Below are 16,222 nucleotides of genomic sequence, written 5' to 3' on the forward strand. Positions count from 1 at the left end.
ATGCCACTAATCCTTTTGGGTTAATCGGGCAGTTTAGCCCTTGTTTAGAGGGGTTAATTAGCAGTAATCAACAGGAGTAGTCACATTTTGGGAATCAAAGCATCACTGAAGTATATCACGTCAACGCTGATCAATGCTTGGCAATTAAGCAAGCTCAATCGGTTGCAACCAAAGCTTGTCGCAGCAATCAGCCATGTTCAGCAACAGCACTTAACCTACCTTGAGCAACAGGCCTTGCTCGATCTTGGCGCAGCGGTTGCCCAAATCGAGCAGCAAGGCGTTATGGGCCAAATGCTTGAGCTTGGCTGTGCTGCTGGTGGCTCAGCAATCGTCATTACGAGTGTTAAAGCAAAACAGCGCCCATTCGCCATTTACGATGTTTTTGGCATGATCCCACCACCATCTGAACGTGATGGTCAGGATGTCCATCAACGCTACGAGGTTATTAGCACTGGTAAGTCGCTTGGCTTAGGCAATCGGCGTTACTATGGCTACGAGGAGGCGCTTGATCAAAAGGTGATTACGGCCTTCGCCGAAGCTGGTTACCCAATTGAAGAGCATCAGGTAAGCTTGGTCAAGGGCTTATATGAAGATAGTTTGCAGATCAACCAGCCAGTTGCTTTGGCCCATATCGATTGTGATTGGTATGATTCGGTGATGGTTTGTCTTGAGCGGATTGTGCCGCACCTCGCCCAAGGTGGCATTTTGGTGATCGACGACTATGCTAGTTGGTCGGGCTGCCGCCAAGCTGTTGATGATTTCTTCCGCGACCGCCAAGCTGAATTTCGCTTTGAGCATAAAAGTCGCTTGCATATTACCCGCCGCTAAATTAGTGCTATTCGAGGGAGTTTTTCGATGCGCAAAATACTTTTGATGGGGTTAATGATTGGGGCTTTAGTGGGTTGTAGCGATAGTAGTACTACCCCAACGGCTGGCCCATTGCCAACTGTTGGGGCGTTGCCAACTCCCACAATGCGTGGTGATATCGTTCAAGATATTGATCTGACCCAAATTAAAGATCCAGAAAGTGGTAAAGCTACGGTTTTTGGCAATGTTAGCAACCCTACCAACAATCAGCCTTATAGTCAGGTTCAGGTGCAATTGGCAGAAGCCTACGATAATGACAAAGGCGAAACCAATTTTGTGCTCAATACCGTTCAAAGCCCCATTACCTTTGCCGATGATCAGGGCGATTTTGTCTTTGAAAACATTCCACCCCATCGCTATGTAGTGGTGGTAGGCGATGTTTATAGCAATTATAAAATTTTGCTTGGCCCTGACCAAGTAACCATGGTAATTGATGCCAAGGTTGATCAAAAGCTTGATTTAGGCCCACTTAAGGTCGATATTTTTGCTCCCTAAGCAAACGCTCGTACAGTTCGCCATACTGGGCAGCAGTGCGTTCCATCGTAAACTGCTGCCCCCATTCGTAGCCGCGCTGTGCCATCAGCGCAGTTGCTTGAGGATGTTCAAGCATCCAGATCATGGCATCGGCGACTGCGCTAGGATTTTCGCTTGCGACCAAACGCCCATTTTCGCCATCAACGATTTGTTCGTTATTGCCGCCAATATCGGTAGCAATCACTGGCGTGCGTGCTGCCATTGCCTCTAAAATTACCGTTGCAAAGCCTTCCCAGCGTGAGGTTGAGACCAGCACATCGACTTGGCTCAACACTTCGGGAATATCACCGCGTGGCCCAAGGAATTTAACTGCATGCTCAATCGCTAAATTGGCCGTCAATTGGCGAAAATTGGCCTCTTGGGTGCCTTCGCCTGCCAACCAAAACTCGGCTTCAGGGTATTGTTGCAACACCAACGCCGCCGCTTGAATAAAAATATCTTGAGCTTTTTGGATTTCTAGCCGGCCAATCACTAAAAAACGGGGTGGGCTAAATCGCTGGTGCTGTTTGGGTAGATCGAATTTTTGCAGGCGTGCGAGCGGTAGGCTATTTTGAATTAAGCTGGCCGAGCGCCCAAAGACCTTGGCTGCCATGCGTTGATCAAGCATGGTTTTGGTGGCTTGGGAAATTGCGATTTCCTCGCCAAATAGTTGGGTGTAGACAATGTTCATCAAGCGTCGTACTAATGGCCGCGTAACCCACATGGCATTGACATGAATGGTGCGGACAAGTTTGGGATAGTGGCTGGGGTGGAGTAATTTTTGCAAACTAATGAAAAATTCAACTCGCTCAACATGGGTGTGAATGATATCAACGGCTTGTGCTTGAATCAGTTGATTGAGCAACGCACTGAAGCGCACCATATCGTAGCGCAATTTGCTGCGTTCTTGCACCATAATTCTGGTTTCAATGCCCTCATCGGCCAAGGTTTTGAGCCAACGCTGCTCCGAAGGTGCATTAAACCGATGAATTCCACACAAAATTGGCCGAAAACGGCTTTTATCTAAAGCTCGTGCTACTTCGATGCCAAATAAGGCTGAGCCGCCAGCACCTTCGGCACTCGCAAAGCCGGTAATCACTTGAGCGACAGTTATTTTACGCATACAATTTGCTACTTTGCTCCTCGTAACCAATCGCCAACCGCCGCCCGAATCTGCTTGGGCAAACGTTCAAGTTGGCTTTGCAAGGCGGGAATGCTGCTGCGCATCATGGTTTTAATCGAGCCACGGGCAGCGAGGGTTTGTTCAAAGGCACTAATAATGTTGCTGCTATCGATCGATTCAATCGGAATTTGGTAATCAGCCAAGCCAAGCATGTGCATCACGCCTGCCGATTTGTGCAAATAGCCAATCACAAAGCTGGGTGTGGCCGTACTCAAGGCGAAAATTGCCGAATGCAAACGCGTTGCAATCAGTAGATCAATCTGGCTGTAGAGTTGTTTGAGCATGGCTGGTTGCAGGCGATCATCAATAAAAGTGATTGGCGTAGTGGCTGGCAGTTGAGCGATTAAGCGCCGCGCCACCACGCGATCATCCTCAGCCTCGCTGGCCCCAACGCATTGGGCAAACAGCAAGATATGCACATCATCACACTGGCCGATATGTTGAATCAAATCGAGCAAGGCTTGCTCATAACGTTGGCCATGGCTAAACCCCGAGCCTGGGTGCTGAATGCCAAAATCCATCGCCGTGATGCCAACGACTAAAGCAGGGCGTTTGGCTGGTTGCCACCAACGGGCCAAATAGTGCTCGGCTTGGGCTGGCTCGACGGTTGGGCAGTTGAAGGCGACATCAGGCACAACCTGAACTGATTGATTAACCCCGATGCTATAGAGATAGTGCTGCGAACGTTCTTCGCGGGCATAGGCTTGGACTGAGCGATTGACCAACCATGCCAACAGCAGTTGGTTGATTTTGCCAGTGACCGGCCCAAACGATTGCGGCAACATTACTAGCGGCTTGCCCATGAGCACGGGCAAGGCCACGCCCAACCACACCCAAATGTAGTTCAGGTCGAAGGCTTTGGTCGCATACAAATAGCCGCCGCCAATCGCTGCCGTAACATCGGCCTCAAAATAATGCTCAAGTAATTCACGCCAATCGCTGGTTTTGGCTGGCTTGAGTTTGATGCCTGTCCAGCGATAGATCAGGCTGATGCCAACCAACCAGATTGCCAGCCCCAGCATCAGCCATTTACGCCGTGGCTTGGGTGCATCTTTGATCAAATTGGTTTTATGCTCATGGATCGACAAAATATAGGGAACATCAGCAGGCAGCCATTGCGGCGGATCAGGCTGATTGATCACATAGCTCAAATCGGCATGGGGAAACGCGGCTCGTAAATGGGCCAACGATTGCTCAAGTAAGGCCAAATCGCCAGCATTTTGCGGCGAATGGGCATTCAATAATAAAACCTTCATCGCATCACTTTCTTATAGGTCAGCCAAGCTCCATAACCATACGAGATAAACAGGGCAATTTCGGTGATCATGTTAATAATCGCTACGCCATGCAGACCATACAACGGAATCACCACAAAATTGCCGAGAATGCTAATTGTGGCCCCGATGGTTTGCAATTTAACTCGTAACGGCTGCTGATCGTTGGAAACCATAAAGGTCGCCCAGCAGAAATTCAGGCTTTTGAGCAATGGAATGATGGCCATGATTTGCAACAACGGGATGGCATCGGCATATTGTGGCCCATACATCAGATTGATAATCCAATCGGAATGCCAGGTGAGCAGCGCCAACCATGCCAAGCCGTAGAGAATGCTCAAGCCAATTGCCAAGCTAATCACGCGGCGATAGAGTGGTGAGCGCGGCGGATGCTTGACGATCATCGGTAGCAAGATTTGGGCGGTAATACTGGGCACTAAAAAGGTATTATTGATAATTGCTAGTGGTGGCGCATAAATCCCTGAATTGATCGTTGGTAGCAGCAAAGCCACCAAAAACAGATCAACCCGCAAGGTCAAATAGGCCATCACCTCGGAGATAAAGTAGAAACGCGCCTCGCTAATTGTATTGATCCATTGGCGTGGTTGCCAAACCCAGCGCAAAATGCCATGCAAGTAGTAGACACTCAGGCCAAAGCCCAAGGCTACCGCGATACAACGATAGATCACCACGGTGGAAAATGGCAAGTTGGGGGTAAACCAAATCGGCACAAACAAACTTAGCGCAACCACAATTTGCAAACTTGAGGCTTTGAGCACTTGAATTGAGGCTCGCAAGGCGGTATCAGCGGTGCCTACCAATAAATCGCCAATAATTCCGGCACAAGCCAAGGCAATGAGGTGCGGGGTAAATTCAGGGCTGCGCATACTGACAAATGGTGCAGCGGCCAATAACAGGCCTGCCAGCACAAACCCCCGTAAGGCAAACACCCGACTTACCGATTTGTTGAGCTTTGTACGATCCGTGCTTTGACGCAATAGCCAATTATCCAAGCCTAGGTTGGCTAAAATAATCAGTGGGTTGAGCAAGGCATACAGCGAGTTAAACAAGCCATATTGCTCAGCACCCAAGCGTCGTGCCAAAATAATTTGGGTGAAAATCCCCAACACCCGCGCCAGCATGACCCCGCCAACCCCAAAGCTGATCTGAAAAAGCCGAGCGCGTGGCAATTTGGCAGGGGCAGGGGCTTCGGCCACACTGGCTTGCGTTGGCGTAGATTCCTTAATCATTGCCAAACTCGCTATTTGGTTGAGGTTGAGTCAAGTGCCTGGTTCGCATAAGATTCCTCGTAGCCTGCTCGCCAACGTAGCGCCAACGCCGACCATGCATAGTCAGTCGCTCGTTCAAAGCAGGCTTGGCGATTAGTTGTACTCCAGGTTGCTAGCACAGCTTGCAGGGTTTGAGCTAACGCCAATGCATCACCAGCCGGAGCGATCAACCGATCAGCAGCAAAATTCAAGACAAGCCGCCGATCGCCAACATCGCCAGTAACTGGGGGAATTCCCAAGGCCAAGCTTTCAAACAGCTTCAAGGGCGAACGGGCTTGTGCCACCATATCATCATACACTGGATCAACCGTCACATTGGCAAGCGCCATCCACATGGGAATGCTGCGCCGATCTTGATGCCCAAGACAGAAGATGCGATCGTGGTAGCCATGGTCGCGAATCCAAGTTTGAACATAACCCAGATCTTCGCCGCCACCAACGAGCACCAGTCGAATCAGAGGATCATGCTTTAATTGTTGATCAAAGGCTTCGAGCAAAAGGTTGATTGGGTGGTTGTGCAGGGCGATTGTGCCAACATAGGCGATCACCTGCATTCCATCCAAACCTAAACTTGTGCGCAAGCCTGCCAAAACTGCTGGCTCTGGCGCTTGGAACAAGCTCAAATCAACGCCGTTGGGCACATAGACAATGTTGGCAACCCGCGCAGCAAGCATTCGCGCCGCTAAGGCTTGGGTATTGACGGTTACGCCTTGGGCTAAACGCGGCAAGAGCCATTGCCAAAAGCCAAACACCATACGCTGCGCTTGGTTGGTCAGGCGATTGCTACCAACTTCATCATCGTCGCAATCGACCCAAAAGCGTTGACCACGCCCCAACAACACCCCCAAAATCGCCGCCAAACCATTGACAGGTTGTGGTTTGCCAAGGTGGTAAATCTCAGCGGGCGAGCAGAGAATGGCCCACAGCATGCCTAATGTGGCACGAATCAAGACCGCTAGCAACTGCAAGGGTGAAAATGGCAGTACCTCGCCATGGCGTTTGCGCGAGTGCATCTGGCCAACATACCAAATTTCAACTCCATCCTGCACAAAGCGGCGTTGTTGACATTGTTCTAAATCGGGGTGCAAGGCCAAGATGCGTACCTGATCGCCTTGGCGCACCAATTCCTTGGCCAGATTAAAGTAGCGCTGACCCGAAGGTCGTTCAATACCCATCGTGATCAGAAAAACGACCCGCCGCATTATTTGGCCCCAATTCGTTCAAGGCAATTGATCAGATGTTCCCAGCCATGCAATTGTTGGCCGCGTTCAGCGTGGACGGCGGCAGTCATCGGGGCTTTTAATTCAGCCTGAAAATAGCGCAGAATCGCTTTGGCTAGGGCAACTTCATCCTGTGGCGGCACGACTAAGCCATTCACGCCATCGCGCACAACTTCGTGCAAACCGCCAACCCGCGTGGTGATGACCGGCTTGCCTAGCCCAAAGGCCAATTGCACGACCGCGCTTTGGGTCGCCGAAATGTACGGTAGCACGACCACATCGGCTAAATCGAAATAGGGGCCAAGCTCTTCGTTGGGCACATAGCGATTGACAAAGGTGACATTGGCTTCAACCCCATATTCGCGGGTATAGCGCTGATAAAACTCTGGCGAAGCCCAAAACTCGCCAACCACCAGCAAATGCACAGGCCGCTCTTGCACCACCAACGGCAAGGCTTGAATCAAATATTCTAAGCCTTTGTAAGGCCGTATAAAGCCAAAAAATAGCAAAATATCGTGATCGCTGGAGATGCCAAGTTGGCCACGCAAGCGCTCAATTGCCGCCGAATCGGTATGCTTGGCAACTTCTTCAAAGGTTGGCAGTTGCGATTTAAGCACAGCTGCTTGCGGCAACAATGCTTGGGCACGATGCAAATCTTGGTCGCTATGCACAATCAAGGCATCGCCCTGTTTGAGCACCGTTGAAGCCATGCGCCGATCCAAAAAGCCACCGCCATCGTGGGGCATGACATTGTGGCAAATATAGACAATTTTGGCTTTGGTGTGTTTTTTCAGCCAGCGCGAAATATAGCTGAGCGAAGGTGTCCAGTAGGGAACCCACCATTGCAATACCACCAAATCTGGATTATCGGCGCGAATTTTGCGGCACAAGCGCCACCAGGTAATTGGGTTGGTAGGGTCAAGCACATATTCGCATTCGACCCGCAACGGCGTAGCACTGGGGTCTTTATCGGTTTTACCAGGGAAAAGCCAGCGCGGATATTGGCGGGTATACGAATAAAATCGTACATGATGGCCAACTTCGCGCAAATGTTTGACCAACAGCGTGGTGTAATGAGCAATCCCCCCACGGTAGGGATAGGTTGGTCCAACCACACATAGTTTCATTGTTGCGCCTTTACTGCAAAAATCACCACTCCATCGCGCTCGTAGACAATTGGAAATTGTTCAGGACGATAGCGGAGTGCTTGGGTGTTGAGTTGAATTTTTTGAGCATTTTTGCCCATATGCGGCCCAGTATAAATATAATCAACCTGATGCTGTTGCAGCAAGGCAAGGCCTGCGGCAGTCTCTAGGTTGGTGGTGCGTAATGCATCGTATAAGGCGTAGACTTCGCGATCAAGTTGCGGATTAATCGCTTTTTCCGAGCCATAGGTCAGTGGTGGAATGGTAGTTTGGCGACCAGTCAGGAAGGGAATCCACATGCCACCATCATCGGCAATAATTAATGCATCGCCATAGCTAAAAAGTCCATTAATCAGAAAGCGAGCTTCTGACTCAGTTGTAGTGCGAATCCAGTGCATCGCTTGCTCATCAGCCCGTGTCAATAAACGATTTTGCTCGTTGACAATCGCAGTTTGCCATGGTGTAGACCACACAATCAGCCCATATAAGCCGATCAGAGCCAAGCCTTTGACATACCATTGCTGGTTAAAGCGCTCCAGCACAAGGCCCAAGGGATAGGCTGCTAATGGAATCAGCGTCAGATAGAGCATAATTGAAACGGCGAATCCGCTAATAATGCCGCTAATTGGTAAGTTAAAGACATAGGGCACTGCCAAAATCTGAAGCCCAAGGCTCCAAACCACCAGTAACAGCATACGCCAAGCCCGTTGGGCACAAGCCAACCAAATCCCGACAACGGCCAACAGCATAATTGGAGCTTTAATATAGGTTGGCACAATTTGGTCGAGGGTTGCTACCGTTGTGGCATAGCCAACGCTATAACCAGTCACATAGTTACGGGCAATCGCCGTAAGTTTACTTTGAATAATGGTATACAGCCATGGTGCTGCGATCAGAGCGCTTGCAAGGCTAATTGCTGTTGCACGTAAGCTGATTTGCTTCAAATTGGTTAAGCTTGGCTGGCGGGCTAATAAGGCTAAAATGCCGAAACCAACCATAACCACCGCAAATATCGTGACTAAATAATGAGTCAGCAGCAAACTTGTCGTTAGCACGCTGGCGAGACCAACCAATTTCCAACTAAACTGTGGATATTCCAACACTAGCAGCCAAATGACCACCAAGCCTACTAAAATAACTTGGCCAATCAATTGGGTAAAACGGCTCCAATTGACATAATATGCGGGCATGAGGTTGTAGAAGCTGGTCAAGCCAAAGGCGATTAAGCCCACACTTGGCCGATTGCTCAAGCGACGGCCCAGTAAATAGGCCATCACGCCGGTGGCAATGCCCAGCAGTTGACCTGTGTAGAGCACGCTAGTGGTGGCGGGCAGTTGGCTCCACCATGCCAAAAAGGCGCTATTGGCATGAAACCCATAGTGGTAGCTGAAGGTGTTTAAATCAGCATAGGGCTGCCATGTCTCAAAAATACCACCATGATCTAAAAAAAGTTGGGTGATGATCGTATGGTGATAGGCATCGTTCCACTGGGCTACGCTCAATTCGCGTACAGCCAACAAACGCTGAAGGATACTGACTAGCGTGATGCTCAGCAAGATCCAGGCATGGCTGCTGATGCGGATTTGTTTGAGTTGGGCAAGGCGGGTATTCCAAGCTGACCGTGGCTCAGGCCAGATTGTCAACAATAGCCCAAGCAACGCATAGCCAACCACAACCCAACGATTAATTGATAGGCCTACGATGTGAAAGAGATTGAATAAAATTGGTGGTAAGGCAATGCCCACGGCCCAGCTCAAAGCCCAACGCTCGCTGCGAGTGAGCACATGCTGCGGGGTAAGCCAGCGAATTGTAGCCCAGCCAGGTAGCCCAATCACCAAAAGCACAAAGCTACCAAAGCCAATAATTGGTTGAGCATTAGCTACGAGCCAGTCGAAGCTTGCAGCAAGGCCAAAGCTGAACAATGCAAGCAGGATGGCTACCCCTGCACTAAGGCTGGCGATAACCGTTTGATAGCGTTGCCAAGTTGATTGATTGGCTTGGGTTAAATGCTGGGAATCGATCTGCATGCATTGTGGCCTTTAATTCATGTGACAGGTGTCACAACGTGGCGAGTATAACAATAGCCTAAAACGCTGTCAAACCTTGGGGCTTGAGTTGCGCTAGGCTATTGCCTTGATTGCCAAATTATGCTTGTACTACTGGGCGAACTTTAACATCGCCCGCGTAAACCGTATGTAGTTGACCATCGCTGCTGCGCACTTGCAACCCGCCATGCTGATCGACCGATTCGGCCACGCCAGTGAAATTGTGGCTGCTCAACTCAACTTCGACGGTTTGGCCGAGCGTGGTTAAACGGCTGAGCCAGGCTTGGCGTAAGGCTTCGCGGCGGCCACTGCGTAAGCTCAGATACTGGCGATCGTAACTTTGTAAAATTGCCCGTAACAAGGCCGCCCGATCAACATCCTTGCCACATTCCAAGGCCAGCGATGTAGCCGCTTGGTTGATGCTTGGATCTTCGGTTGGCTGCCAATTGACGTTGATACCGCTCCCAATCACGGCCCAGCGTAGCCGTTCGGGGCCAGCCGTTTCTAGCTCAACCAAAATGCCCGCCAATTTCCGCCCATTAATTAACAGATCGTTGGGCCATTTTAGCTCGACCTTGCAATTGGTTTCGCGTTCGATTGCTTCGCTAATTGCCACCGCCGCCAGCATGGTCAATAAAAAGCTTTCGCTTGGCAAGAGCCAGGTTGGGCGTAACAGTAGCGAAAGCAACAAACTGCTGCCAGCTGGAGCGCTCCAAGTGCGTCCGCGTCGCCCACGGCCAGCGGTTTGTTCGTTGGCCACAATCACCAAGCCCTCGGAGACTCCTGCAAAAGCACGTTCACGAATGAGGCTGTTGGTTGAGGCAGTTTGTTCGAGTCCAAGCAATTCTTGGCCAATAATCAAAGTTTCTAGCTGATAACGGGCTGGTTCGATAATTGTTTGTTCAAATGATGTCAGCATAGGCGCGTTAACCGTCCCTGTTGTAAATGCCAAATCTCGCCAGCAAATTGCTGAATAAAGCGCCGATCATGCGAAACCGCAATGATTGGCCCAGCAAACTGATTGAGCGCAGCCTCGAATTGCTCTAAAACATCAAAACTTAAGTGGTTGGTTGGTTCATCAAGCAACAACAAATTAGCGCGTGCGGCAATCAGTCGGGCTAATTGTAACTTATGCAACTGACCTGTGCTAATGCTGCCAACCGCCCGATTGACTTCAGCATAGCGGAATAAGCCTGACCAAACTAGCTCGTTGATCAGATCTTTATTAAAGCCCAGCAAACCTTCGCGATAGGCTTCAAATAGGCTTTGCTCAGGCTTGGGGCGCTGATATTCTTGGCGTAAATAGCCAATTTGTAGGTTTGGGCCATAGCGAATTTGGCCTGTGCTTGGTTGCAAATCGCCGGCAATCAGGTCTAGCAAGGTGGTTTTGCCGCTGCCATTGGCTCCCGTAATCAGGATGCGTTGGCGGGGCCGTAATTCCAAATCGATCTGTTCGAGGATTGGCTGTTGCTCACGCTGATAGCTCACGCCTTCGATCGACAGCATTTGTTGGCTACCATCGGGGCTGGGATTAAAGGTTGGGTTGATCGCCAGTGGTTTGGGTGGCTCAGGAATTGGATCTGCCAAAATGCGCTCAAGCGCTTGTTGGGCTGAACGCAGATTACGTGAAACCGCCGCCGCCACATTTTCGCCCTTGGAATGATAAATAAAACCATCGTTATCACGCGGCGCTCGATTATGGGCAACTTGTTGATTTTGGGCTTTGGCTCGCATTTGTAATTGGCGAATTTCGACCTGCTGCCGTTGATAATCAGCTTCCCAGCGTTCGCGTTCAGCTTGCTTGGCGGCAAAATAGGCGCTGTAGTTACCAGGATACGTTTTGAGTTGATGGGTATGTTCATCAAGCTCAATAATTGTGGTTGCCACTTGATCAAGAAACGCTCGATCGTGTGAAACCACCAAGATTGCCCCGTTATGGGCTTGGAGCCACGTTTCAAGCCATGCACTAGCCTGATGATCAAGGTGATTGGTTGGTTCATCGAGCAATAACACATCGGGGTTGCTAATTAGCAGCGCGGCCAAACCAAGTCGGGTTTTCTCGCCGCCCGATAGCGCTTGGACTGAGCGTTCTCGGGGCACATGGCTTAAGCCCAAGCCCGCAAGCACCTGATCAATTCGGTAATCCAGTTCGTAGCCACCACGCAACTCAAAGCGCTCGGCCACATCGCCATAACGTTCTAAAAGATCGGCAAGTTGATCGGGGTCGGCATGGGCCATTTGGTTGCTTAATTGCTCAAGCTGTTGGCCGAGTTGGCTGAGTTGTTGTTGGCTAGCTGCCAGTAATTGCTCAACATTCAGCTCGCTAGGGGTGATTAATTGCTGAGTTAAATAGCCATATTCACAGCCCTCGCCCCAGCGAATTGTGCCAGCATCGGCTTGCTCTTGACCAATAATTAAGCGCAATAAGGTCGATTTACCAACGCCATTTGGGCCAACGAGGCCAATTCGTTCGCCACGATTGATAATTAACGCGATATCGCTGAGGATTTGCTGTGGGCCATAGGCTTTGTTGAGGTTGTTAATCTGCAATAACATATGTTCGATGATCTCCTAGCTTGATTTATAGTGCCTAAACGTTGGTTTTCGATCATCAAACAGTTGATTTCCATTGGTATAACTCCCTAAAATAATCAATAACTCAAGCTTAGCATGAGTGGCAACTACCCAACATCAGACAAAAGAAGGAGGAATATAAAATCAAAAGGCAGAAATCAAAAGGCAAAATAGTAGAAGCTAGGGATCAGGATTCAGGGGTCAGAACGGGCAGCTAAAATCCAGTATACATAGTGAGAATAGCAGAATAATCATCAAAATCTGTGCTCATCTGTGGCTAAAAACAAGCCTTCGCGTCCTTCGTGCTCTTCGTGGTTTCGTTTTTCGTGCTCTTGGTGCCTTTCGTGGATCAATATCGTGATTTTCGCATACTTGCATAGCACAGCACATCGCAGTAGAATGAGCACTAATTGAATCTGGTACGGCAGGCTCCGTACATTAAGCAAATGTTCGGGAACGTTGGGTTCTTGGACGTTTTTTGTAGGCAGCAGGAAACGGCCTGTTGCCAAGGACAAATGTGCTATGCAATGGAAATTAGCACTTCATCGGCCTATTGCTCCGCGTGCGAGCAATGAAGAAACTTTGCGCCGTAACATGCGCTTAGGAGTGGCCAATGGAGTTTTATTTATTTTAGCCGACGCATTTAGCGATGCGAATTTGGTTCTGACGGTATTTGTACGCGAGCTGGGCGCTGCGCCGTGGGTAGTTGGCTTGTTGCCATCGCTCAAATCGGGCGGCTGGCTGCTACCACAATTGTTGAGTGCTGGCCGTTTGCAAGGCATGACCTACAAATTGCCAGTCTATCGCCAAGTCGGAATTGTGCGCTTTTTTATTTGGCTGGCGATGGTTTTGGTAGTCTGGAATGCAACTAGTTTGCCAGTTTGGGTGCTGTTGCCGCTGTTTTTGCTAGGCTATGCGCTCTACAATTTTACGGGTGGATCTGGCTCGGTGGCTTTTCAGGAAGTTGTGGCCAAAACGATTCCTGCCCGTCAGCGCGGCAAATTTTTCGGAGCACGCAATTTAATCGGCGGTTTGCTCTCGTTTGCCTTGGTTAGCCCTTTGGTTGGTTGGTTGCTGAGCCGTTCCAGTCCTTTGCTATTTCCCCACAATTATGGGGTTTTGCTGTTTATTTCGTTTGTGTTGATTGGCTTTGGGATTATTTCGTTTAGCCTATTTGCCGAGCCGCCGACAACCAATCCGCCTGCGGCGATTTCGACCAAGCAGATGTTTGCGAAAATTCCGGTGTTGCTCAAGAGTGACCGCAATTTTCGCCAATATGTGCTTTCGCGCATGGTCACCCGTTTGGGTGGCTTGGCTGACCCTTTTTATATTTTGTATGCCCGTGAAGTATTGAATGTGCCACCACGCATGATTGGGGTCTATTTGGCGGTACGAGTGTTCTCGGCAGCACTATCGAACCTCTTTTGGTCGCGGGTTGGCGATCAACGGGGCAATCGTTTGTTGATTGTCTTAACTGGTGCGTTGATCATCACCGTGCCAACGTGGGCTTTGTTGGTGATGCCATTTGCCAGTATTTTGGGGCCAGAAGCCTTGGGTTGGTTTTTTGGCGTAATTTTCTTGTTGATCGGCCTAAGTGTCGATGGCTCGAACACTGCTAGTTTAACCTATGTGATGGAGTTAGCACCAGCCGAGCAACGTCCAGTCTATGTCGGTGTTTGTAATACCTTGATGGGCATCGCGACCTTTTTTCCGGTGCTGGGTGGGGTGTTATTGGCCCAATTCGGCTATTTACCCTTGTTTTGGATTAGTGCGGCCAGCGCCTTTATTGGTTTGTTGCTCTCGCGCCGCTTGCCTGAGCCACGTATCCACGAAGAACGTAGAGCATAGAGCAACGAAGCATGTGGCTATAGGCTATAGGCTATTTGTAATGGTTCATTGGGTTAACAGCCAGTTTTCGTTCCCTCACCCCCGACCCCTCGCCCACTGCGGCGGACGAGGGGCGTTTGGTTTGATGGTTCCCCCTCGCCTGCCGGACGGGAGAGGGGTGAGGGAACTAGTCTCGCATCTCTCTGCGCCGCTGCGTTAAATTTCATCCTTCATCCTTTCTGCTCTATGGTATGATGGCGCAAATCGATAGCTGAGAGCCAGCCCCCGTTTTGGAGTGCAAGGAGGCATTGCAATGCTACGTGGCCTGATGATGGACTATCCGCTGACCGTTGATCGGTTGCTCGACCACGCTTATAAACTCTACCCCCACAAACGCGTGACAACCAAGCAACCTGATGGCTCAATCCACCGCTATTCGTTCGCCGATCTCTACCACCGTGTGAAGCGCTTAGGCAATGTGCTGCACAAACTTGGCATCAACCAAGGCGATCGCGTCGGCACGTTTGCTTGGAACAATTACCAACATCTTGAACTCTACTATGCAATTCCTTGTGCTGGCGCGGTTTGTCATACCTTGAATATTCGGCTTTCAACCGAGCAACTGGCCTATATCATCAATCATGCCGAAGATAAGGTGATTTTTGTTGATGCAACCTTGTTGCCATTGTTCTCCAAGCTTGCCGATAATATTCCTGCGGTCGAAACCATCGTTTTGATCAATGCCCAACCTGGCATCGAAACACCCTTCCCGAATGTGTTGCATTACGAAGATTTGATGGCCCAAGTCGAGGCTGAATTCGACTGGCCTGTCACTGACGAGCGCCAAGCGATGGGCTTGTGCTACACCAGCGGCACAACCGGCAATCCCAAAGGCGTGTTATATAGCCATCGTTCGCTCTATTTGCACACGATGGGCGAAAATCAAGCCACAGCCTTAGCCTTTACTCCCGATGATATTGTGATGCCCGTCGTGCCTCAGTTTCATGCGATGGCGTGGGGATTGCCCTACTCGGCCATGTTTGCTGGCGCAGATTTGGTGATGCCTGGCTTGCACTTGAATCCAGTGGCCTTGGCCGATTTGATTGCCGACGAAAAAATCACCTTCCCCGCTGGTGTGCCGACCATTTGGACGGCGATGTATCAAGAATTACGCGCCAATCCCCGCGATTTTTCGCATGTGCGCTGTTTGGCAGTTGGTGGTGCAGCTATGCCACGCGGCTTGATCGAAGCCTACGAACGCGATTTCGGCGTGCCTGTGTTGCATGCTTGGGGCATGACCGAGCTTTCGCCCTTGGGCACAATTTCAAGCTTGCAACCGCAACATCGCCAACTAAGCGACCACGAACGCTGGGATTTACGTGCCAAACAGGGTTATCCAATCGGCGGAGTCGAATTGCGGATCGTCAATGATGCTGGCGAGGAATTGCCGTGGGATGGTACAACGGTTGGCGAGTTGCAGGCGCGTGGCCCGTGGGTTACCGCTGGCTATTACAAAGTTGAGCCAACCGCCGAGCATTTTACCGCCGATGGTTGGTTTCGCACTGGCGACGTGGCTACAATCAACCACGAAGGCTATTTGGGAATTACCGACCGCACCAAAGATTTGGTTAAGAGCGGCGGCGAATGGATCTCATCGGTTGAGCTGGAAAATACCTTGATGGGCCATGCCAAGGTCACTGAGGCGGCGGTGATCGCGATTCCCGATGAGCGTTGGAGCGAGCGCCCGTTGGCCTGTGTGGTGCTGACCAAAGATGCAGGCGAGGTTGAGCCGAGTGAACTCTTGGAGTATCTTGAGCCGTTGGTGGCCAAATTCTGGCTACCTGAACGAGTTGTGTTTGTAAGCGAAATTCCCAAAACCAGCGTGGGCAAATTCGATAAAAAAGTGCTACGTGCCCGCTATGCCAATGGTGAATTAGGCTAATTAAACAAAAACAGGGCGGATGTTTCATCCGCCCTGTTGATCTATTAATTGGGGTTTAACAGACTGTTTCCCCAAAACATGCTTCGAGGAGGCTACGAACTTGGGTTTGATGTTGCTGCCACCAGCCACGCCCACCCAGCACTTCGACAACCGTAATAACCTCGTTTAGTTGATAACAGGTAGCCTCAATCCCATCCGAGCGCACAATCGAGATGCTATGCTCATCGGTATTAGGCGAAATTTTGATTGTATATGTTTGAGTTTCAATGACCATGCTCATTTGTTTACTACTACCCTTTCGTGAGTGCTATTCACCTTTACTCCCCTGATGGTTGGAAACGTT

The 16,222-nt window shown here is 50.2% G+C and carries 13 protein-coding genes; 4 read left to right on the forward strand and 9 right to left on the reverse strand.

Features of this window, described 5'->3' with window-relative positions; genetic code table 11:
- Positions 1 to 87 precede the first annotated feature (87 nt).
- Complete coding sequence (locus DEF47_RS06370) at positions 88 to 828, forward strand: TylF/MycF/NovP-related O-methyltransferase (RefSeq protein WP_012190892.1); 741 nt, start codon at positions 88 to 90, stop codon at positions 826 to 828.
- Positions 829 to 855: 27 nt separating this feature from the next.
- A complete protein-coding gene (locus DEF47_RS06375; protein WP_012190891.1) occupies positions 856 to 1,362 on the forward strand; it encodes a hypothetical protein in 507 nt (168 codons plus the stop codon).
- On the opposite strand, the gene DEF47_RS06380 is transcribed toward DEF47_RS06375, so the two are convergent.
- From DEF47_RS06380 to abc-f, 8 genes are all read right to left on the reverse strand, one after another.
- On the reverse strand, positions 1,337 to 2,503 hold the full coding sequence (locus tag DEF47_RS06380) for a glycosyltransferase family 4 protein (protein WP_012190890.1): 1,167 nt from the start codon (positions 2,501 to 2,503) through the stop codon (positions 1,337 to 1,339). The two genes, DEF47_RS06375 and DEF47_RS06380, sit on opposite strands and share 26 nt — an antisense overlap.
- Positions 2,504 to 2,511: 8 nt before the next feature.
- Positions 2,512 to 3,819 (reverse strand): polysaccharide pyruvyl transferase family protein, encoded by a 1,308-nt coding sequence (locus tag DEF47_RS06385; RefSeq protein ID WP_012190889.1) that lies wholly within the window; start codon positions 3,817 to 3,819, stop codon positions 2,512 to 2,514.
- On the reverse strand, positions 3,816 to 5,087 hold the full coding sequence (locus DEF47_RS06390) for a lipopolysaccharide biosynthesis protein (protein WP_012190888.1): 1,272 nt from the start codon (positions 5,085 to 5,087) through the stop codon (positions 3,816 to 3,818). Before DEF47_RS06390 ends, DEF47_RS06385 begins: the two co-directional genes overlap by 4 nt.
- Before the next feature lie 11 nt (positions 5,088 to 5,098).
- Positions 5,099 to 6,328 (reverse strand): glycosyltransferase, encoded by a 1,230-nt coding sequence (locus tag DEF47_RS06395; protein ID WP_012190887.1) that lies wholly within the window; start codon positions 6,326 to 6,328, stop codon positions 5,099 to 5,101.
- Positions 6,328 to 7,473, reverse strand: a complete 1,146-nt coding sequence (locus tag DEF47_RS06400; RefSeq protein WP_012190886.1) for a glycosyltransferase — start codon at positions 7,471 to 7,473, stop codon at positions 6,328 to 6,330. Before DEF47_RS06400 ends, DEF47_RS06395 begins: the two co-directional genes overlap by 1 nt.
- A complete protein-coding gene (locus tag DEF47_RS06405) occupies positions 7,470 to 9,518 on the reverse strand; it encodes a glycosyltransferase family protein (protein WP_012190885.1) in 2,049 nt (682 codons plus the stop codon). The genes DEF47_RS06400 and DEF47_RS06405 overlap by 4 nt, the downstream gene beginning before the upstream one ends.
- Before the next feature lie 118 nt (positions 9,519 to 9,636).
- On the reverse strand, positions 9,637 to 10,455 hold the full coding sequence (locus DEF47_RS06410; RefSeq protein ID WP_012190884.1) for a biotin--[acetyl-CoA-carboxylase] ligase: 819 nt from the start codon (positions 10,453 to 10,455) through the stop codon (positions 9,637 to 9,639).
- A complete protein-coding gene (gene abc-f / locus DEF47_RS06415) occupies positions 10,449 to 12,092 on the reverse strand; it encodes a ribosomal protection-like ABC-F family protein (protein WP_012190883.1) in 1,644 nt (547 codons plus the stop codon). The genes DEF47_RS06410 and abc-f overlap by 7 nt, the downstream gene beginning before the upstream one ends.
- Positions 12,093 to 12,632: 540 nt before the next feature.
- Here abc-f and DEF47_RS06420 point away from each other — a divergent pair.
- Together DEF47_RS06420 and DEF47_RS06425 are read left to right on the forward strand one after the other, a co-directional pair.
- On the forward strand, positions 12,633 to 13,958 hold the full coding sequence (locus DEF47_RS06420; protein ID WP_012190882.1) for an MFS transporter: 1,326 nt from the start codon (positions 12,633 to 12,635) through the stop codon (positions 13,956 to 13,958).
- A 292-nt stretch (positions 13,959 to 14,250) separates the two neighbouring features.
- A complete protein-coding gene (locus DEF47_RS06425) occupies positions 14,251 to 15,879 on the forward strand; it encodes a long-chain fatty acid--CoA ligase (RefSeq protein WP_012190881.1) in 1,629 nt (542 codons plus the stop codon).
- Positions 15,880 to 15,934: 55 nt separating this feature from the next.
- Here the strand turns inward: DEF47_RS06425 and DEF47_RS06430 are convergent, their stop codons facing one another.
- Positions 15,935 to 16,159: a hypothetical protein gene (locus DEF47_RS06430; protein WP_012190880.1), complete on the reverse strand. Its 225-nt coding sequence runs from the start codon at positions 16,157 to 16,159 to the stop codon at positions 15,935 to 15,937.
- Between the last annotated feature and the right edge of the window lie 63 nt (positions 16,160 to 16,222).

It is taken from the genome of Herpetosiphon sp. (genome assembly GCF_003512625.1).
Lineage (GTDB): Bacteria > Chloroflexota > Chloroflexia > Chloroflexales > Herpetosiphonaceae > Herpetosiphon > Herpetosiphon aurantiacus.

Excerpts from the sequence above, each read along its gene's own strand:
- DEF47_RS06375 (WP_012190891.1), top strand. The coding sequence starts at position 856 with ATGCGCAAAATACTTTTGATGGGGTTAATGATTGGGGCTTTAGTGGGT.
- DEF47_RS06380 (WP_012190890.1), bottom strand. The coding sequence starts at position 2,503 with ATGCGTAAAATAACTGTCGCTCAAGTGATTACCGGCTTTGCGAGTGCC.
- DEF47_RS06395 (WP_012190887.1), bottom strand. The coding sequence starts at position 6,328 with ATGCGGCGGGTCGTTTTTCTGATCACGATGGGTATTGAACGACCTTCG.
- DEF47_RS06400 (WP_012190886.1), bottom strand. The coding sequence starts at position 7,473 with ATGAAACTATGTGTGGTTGGACCAACCTATCCCTACCGTGGGGGGATT.
- DEF47_RS06420 (WP_012190882.1), top strand. The coding sequence starts at position 12,633 with ATGCAATGGAAATTAGCACTTCATCGGCCTATTGCTCCGCGTGCGAGC.
- abc-f (WP_012190883.1), bottom strand. The coding sequence starts at position 12,092 with ATGTTATTGCAGATTAACAACCTCAACAAAGCCTATGGCCCACAGCAA.
- DEF47_RS06385 (WP_012190889.1), bottom strand. The coding sequence starts at position 3,819 with ATGAAGGTTTTATTATTGAATGCCCATTCGCCGCAAAATGCTGGCGAT.
- DEF47_RS06425 (WP_012190881.1), top strand. The coding sequence starts at position 14,251 with ATGCTACGTGGCCTGATGATGGACTATCCGCTGACCGTTGATCGGTTG.
- DEF47_RS06410 (WP_012190884.1), bottom strand. The coding sequence starts at position 10,455 with ATGCTGACATCATTTGAACAAACAATTATCGAACCAGCCCGTTATCAG.
- DEF47_RS06390 (WP_012190888.1), bottom strand. The coding sequence starts at position 5,087 with ATGATTAAGGAATCTACGCCAACGCAAGCCAGTGTGGCCGAAGCCCCT.
- DEF47_RS06430 (WP_012190880.1), bottom strand. The coding sequence starts at position 16,159 with ATGAGCATGGTCATTGAAACTCAAACATATACAATCAAAATTTCGCCT.
- DEF47_RS06405 (WP_012190885.1), bottom strand. The coding sequence starts at position 9,518 with ATGCAGATCGATTCCCAGCATTTAACCCAAGCCAATCAATCAACTTGG.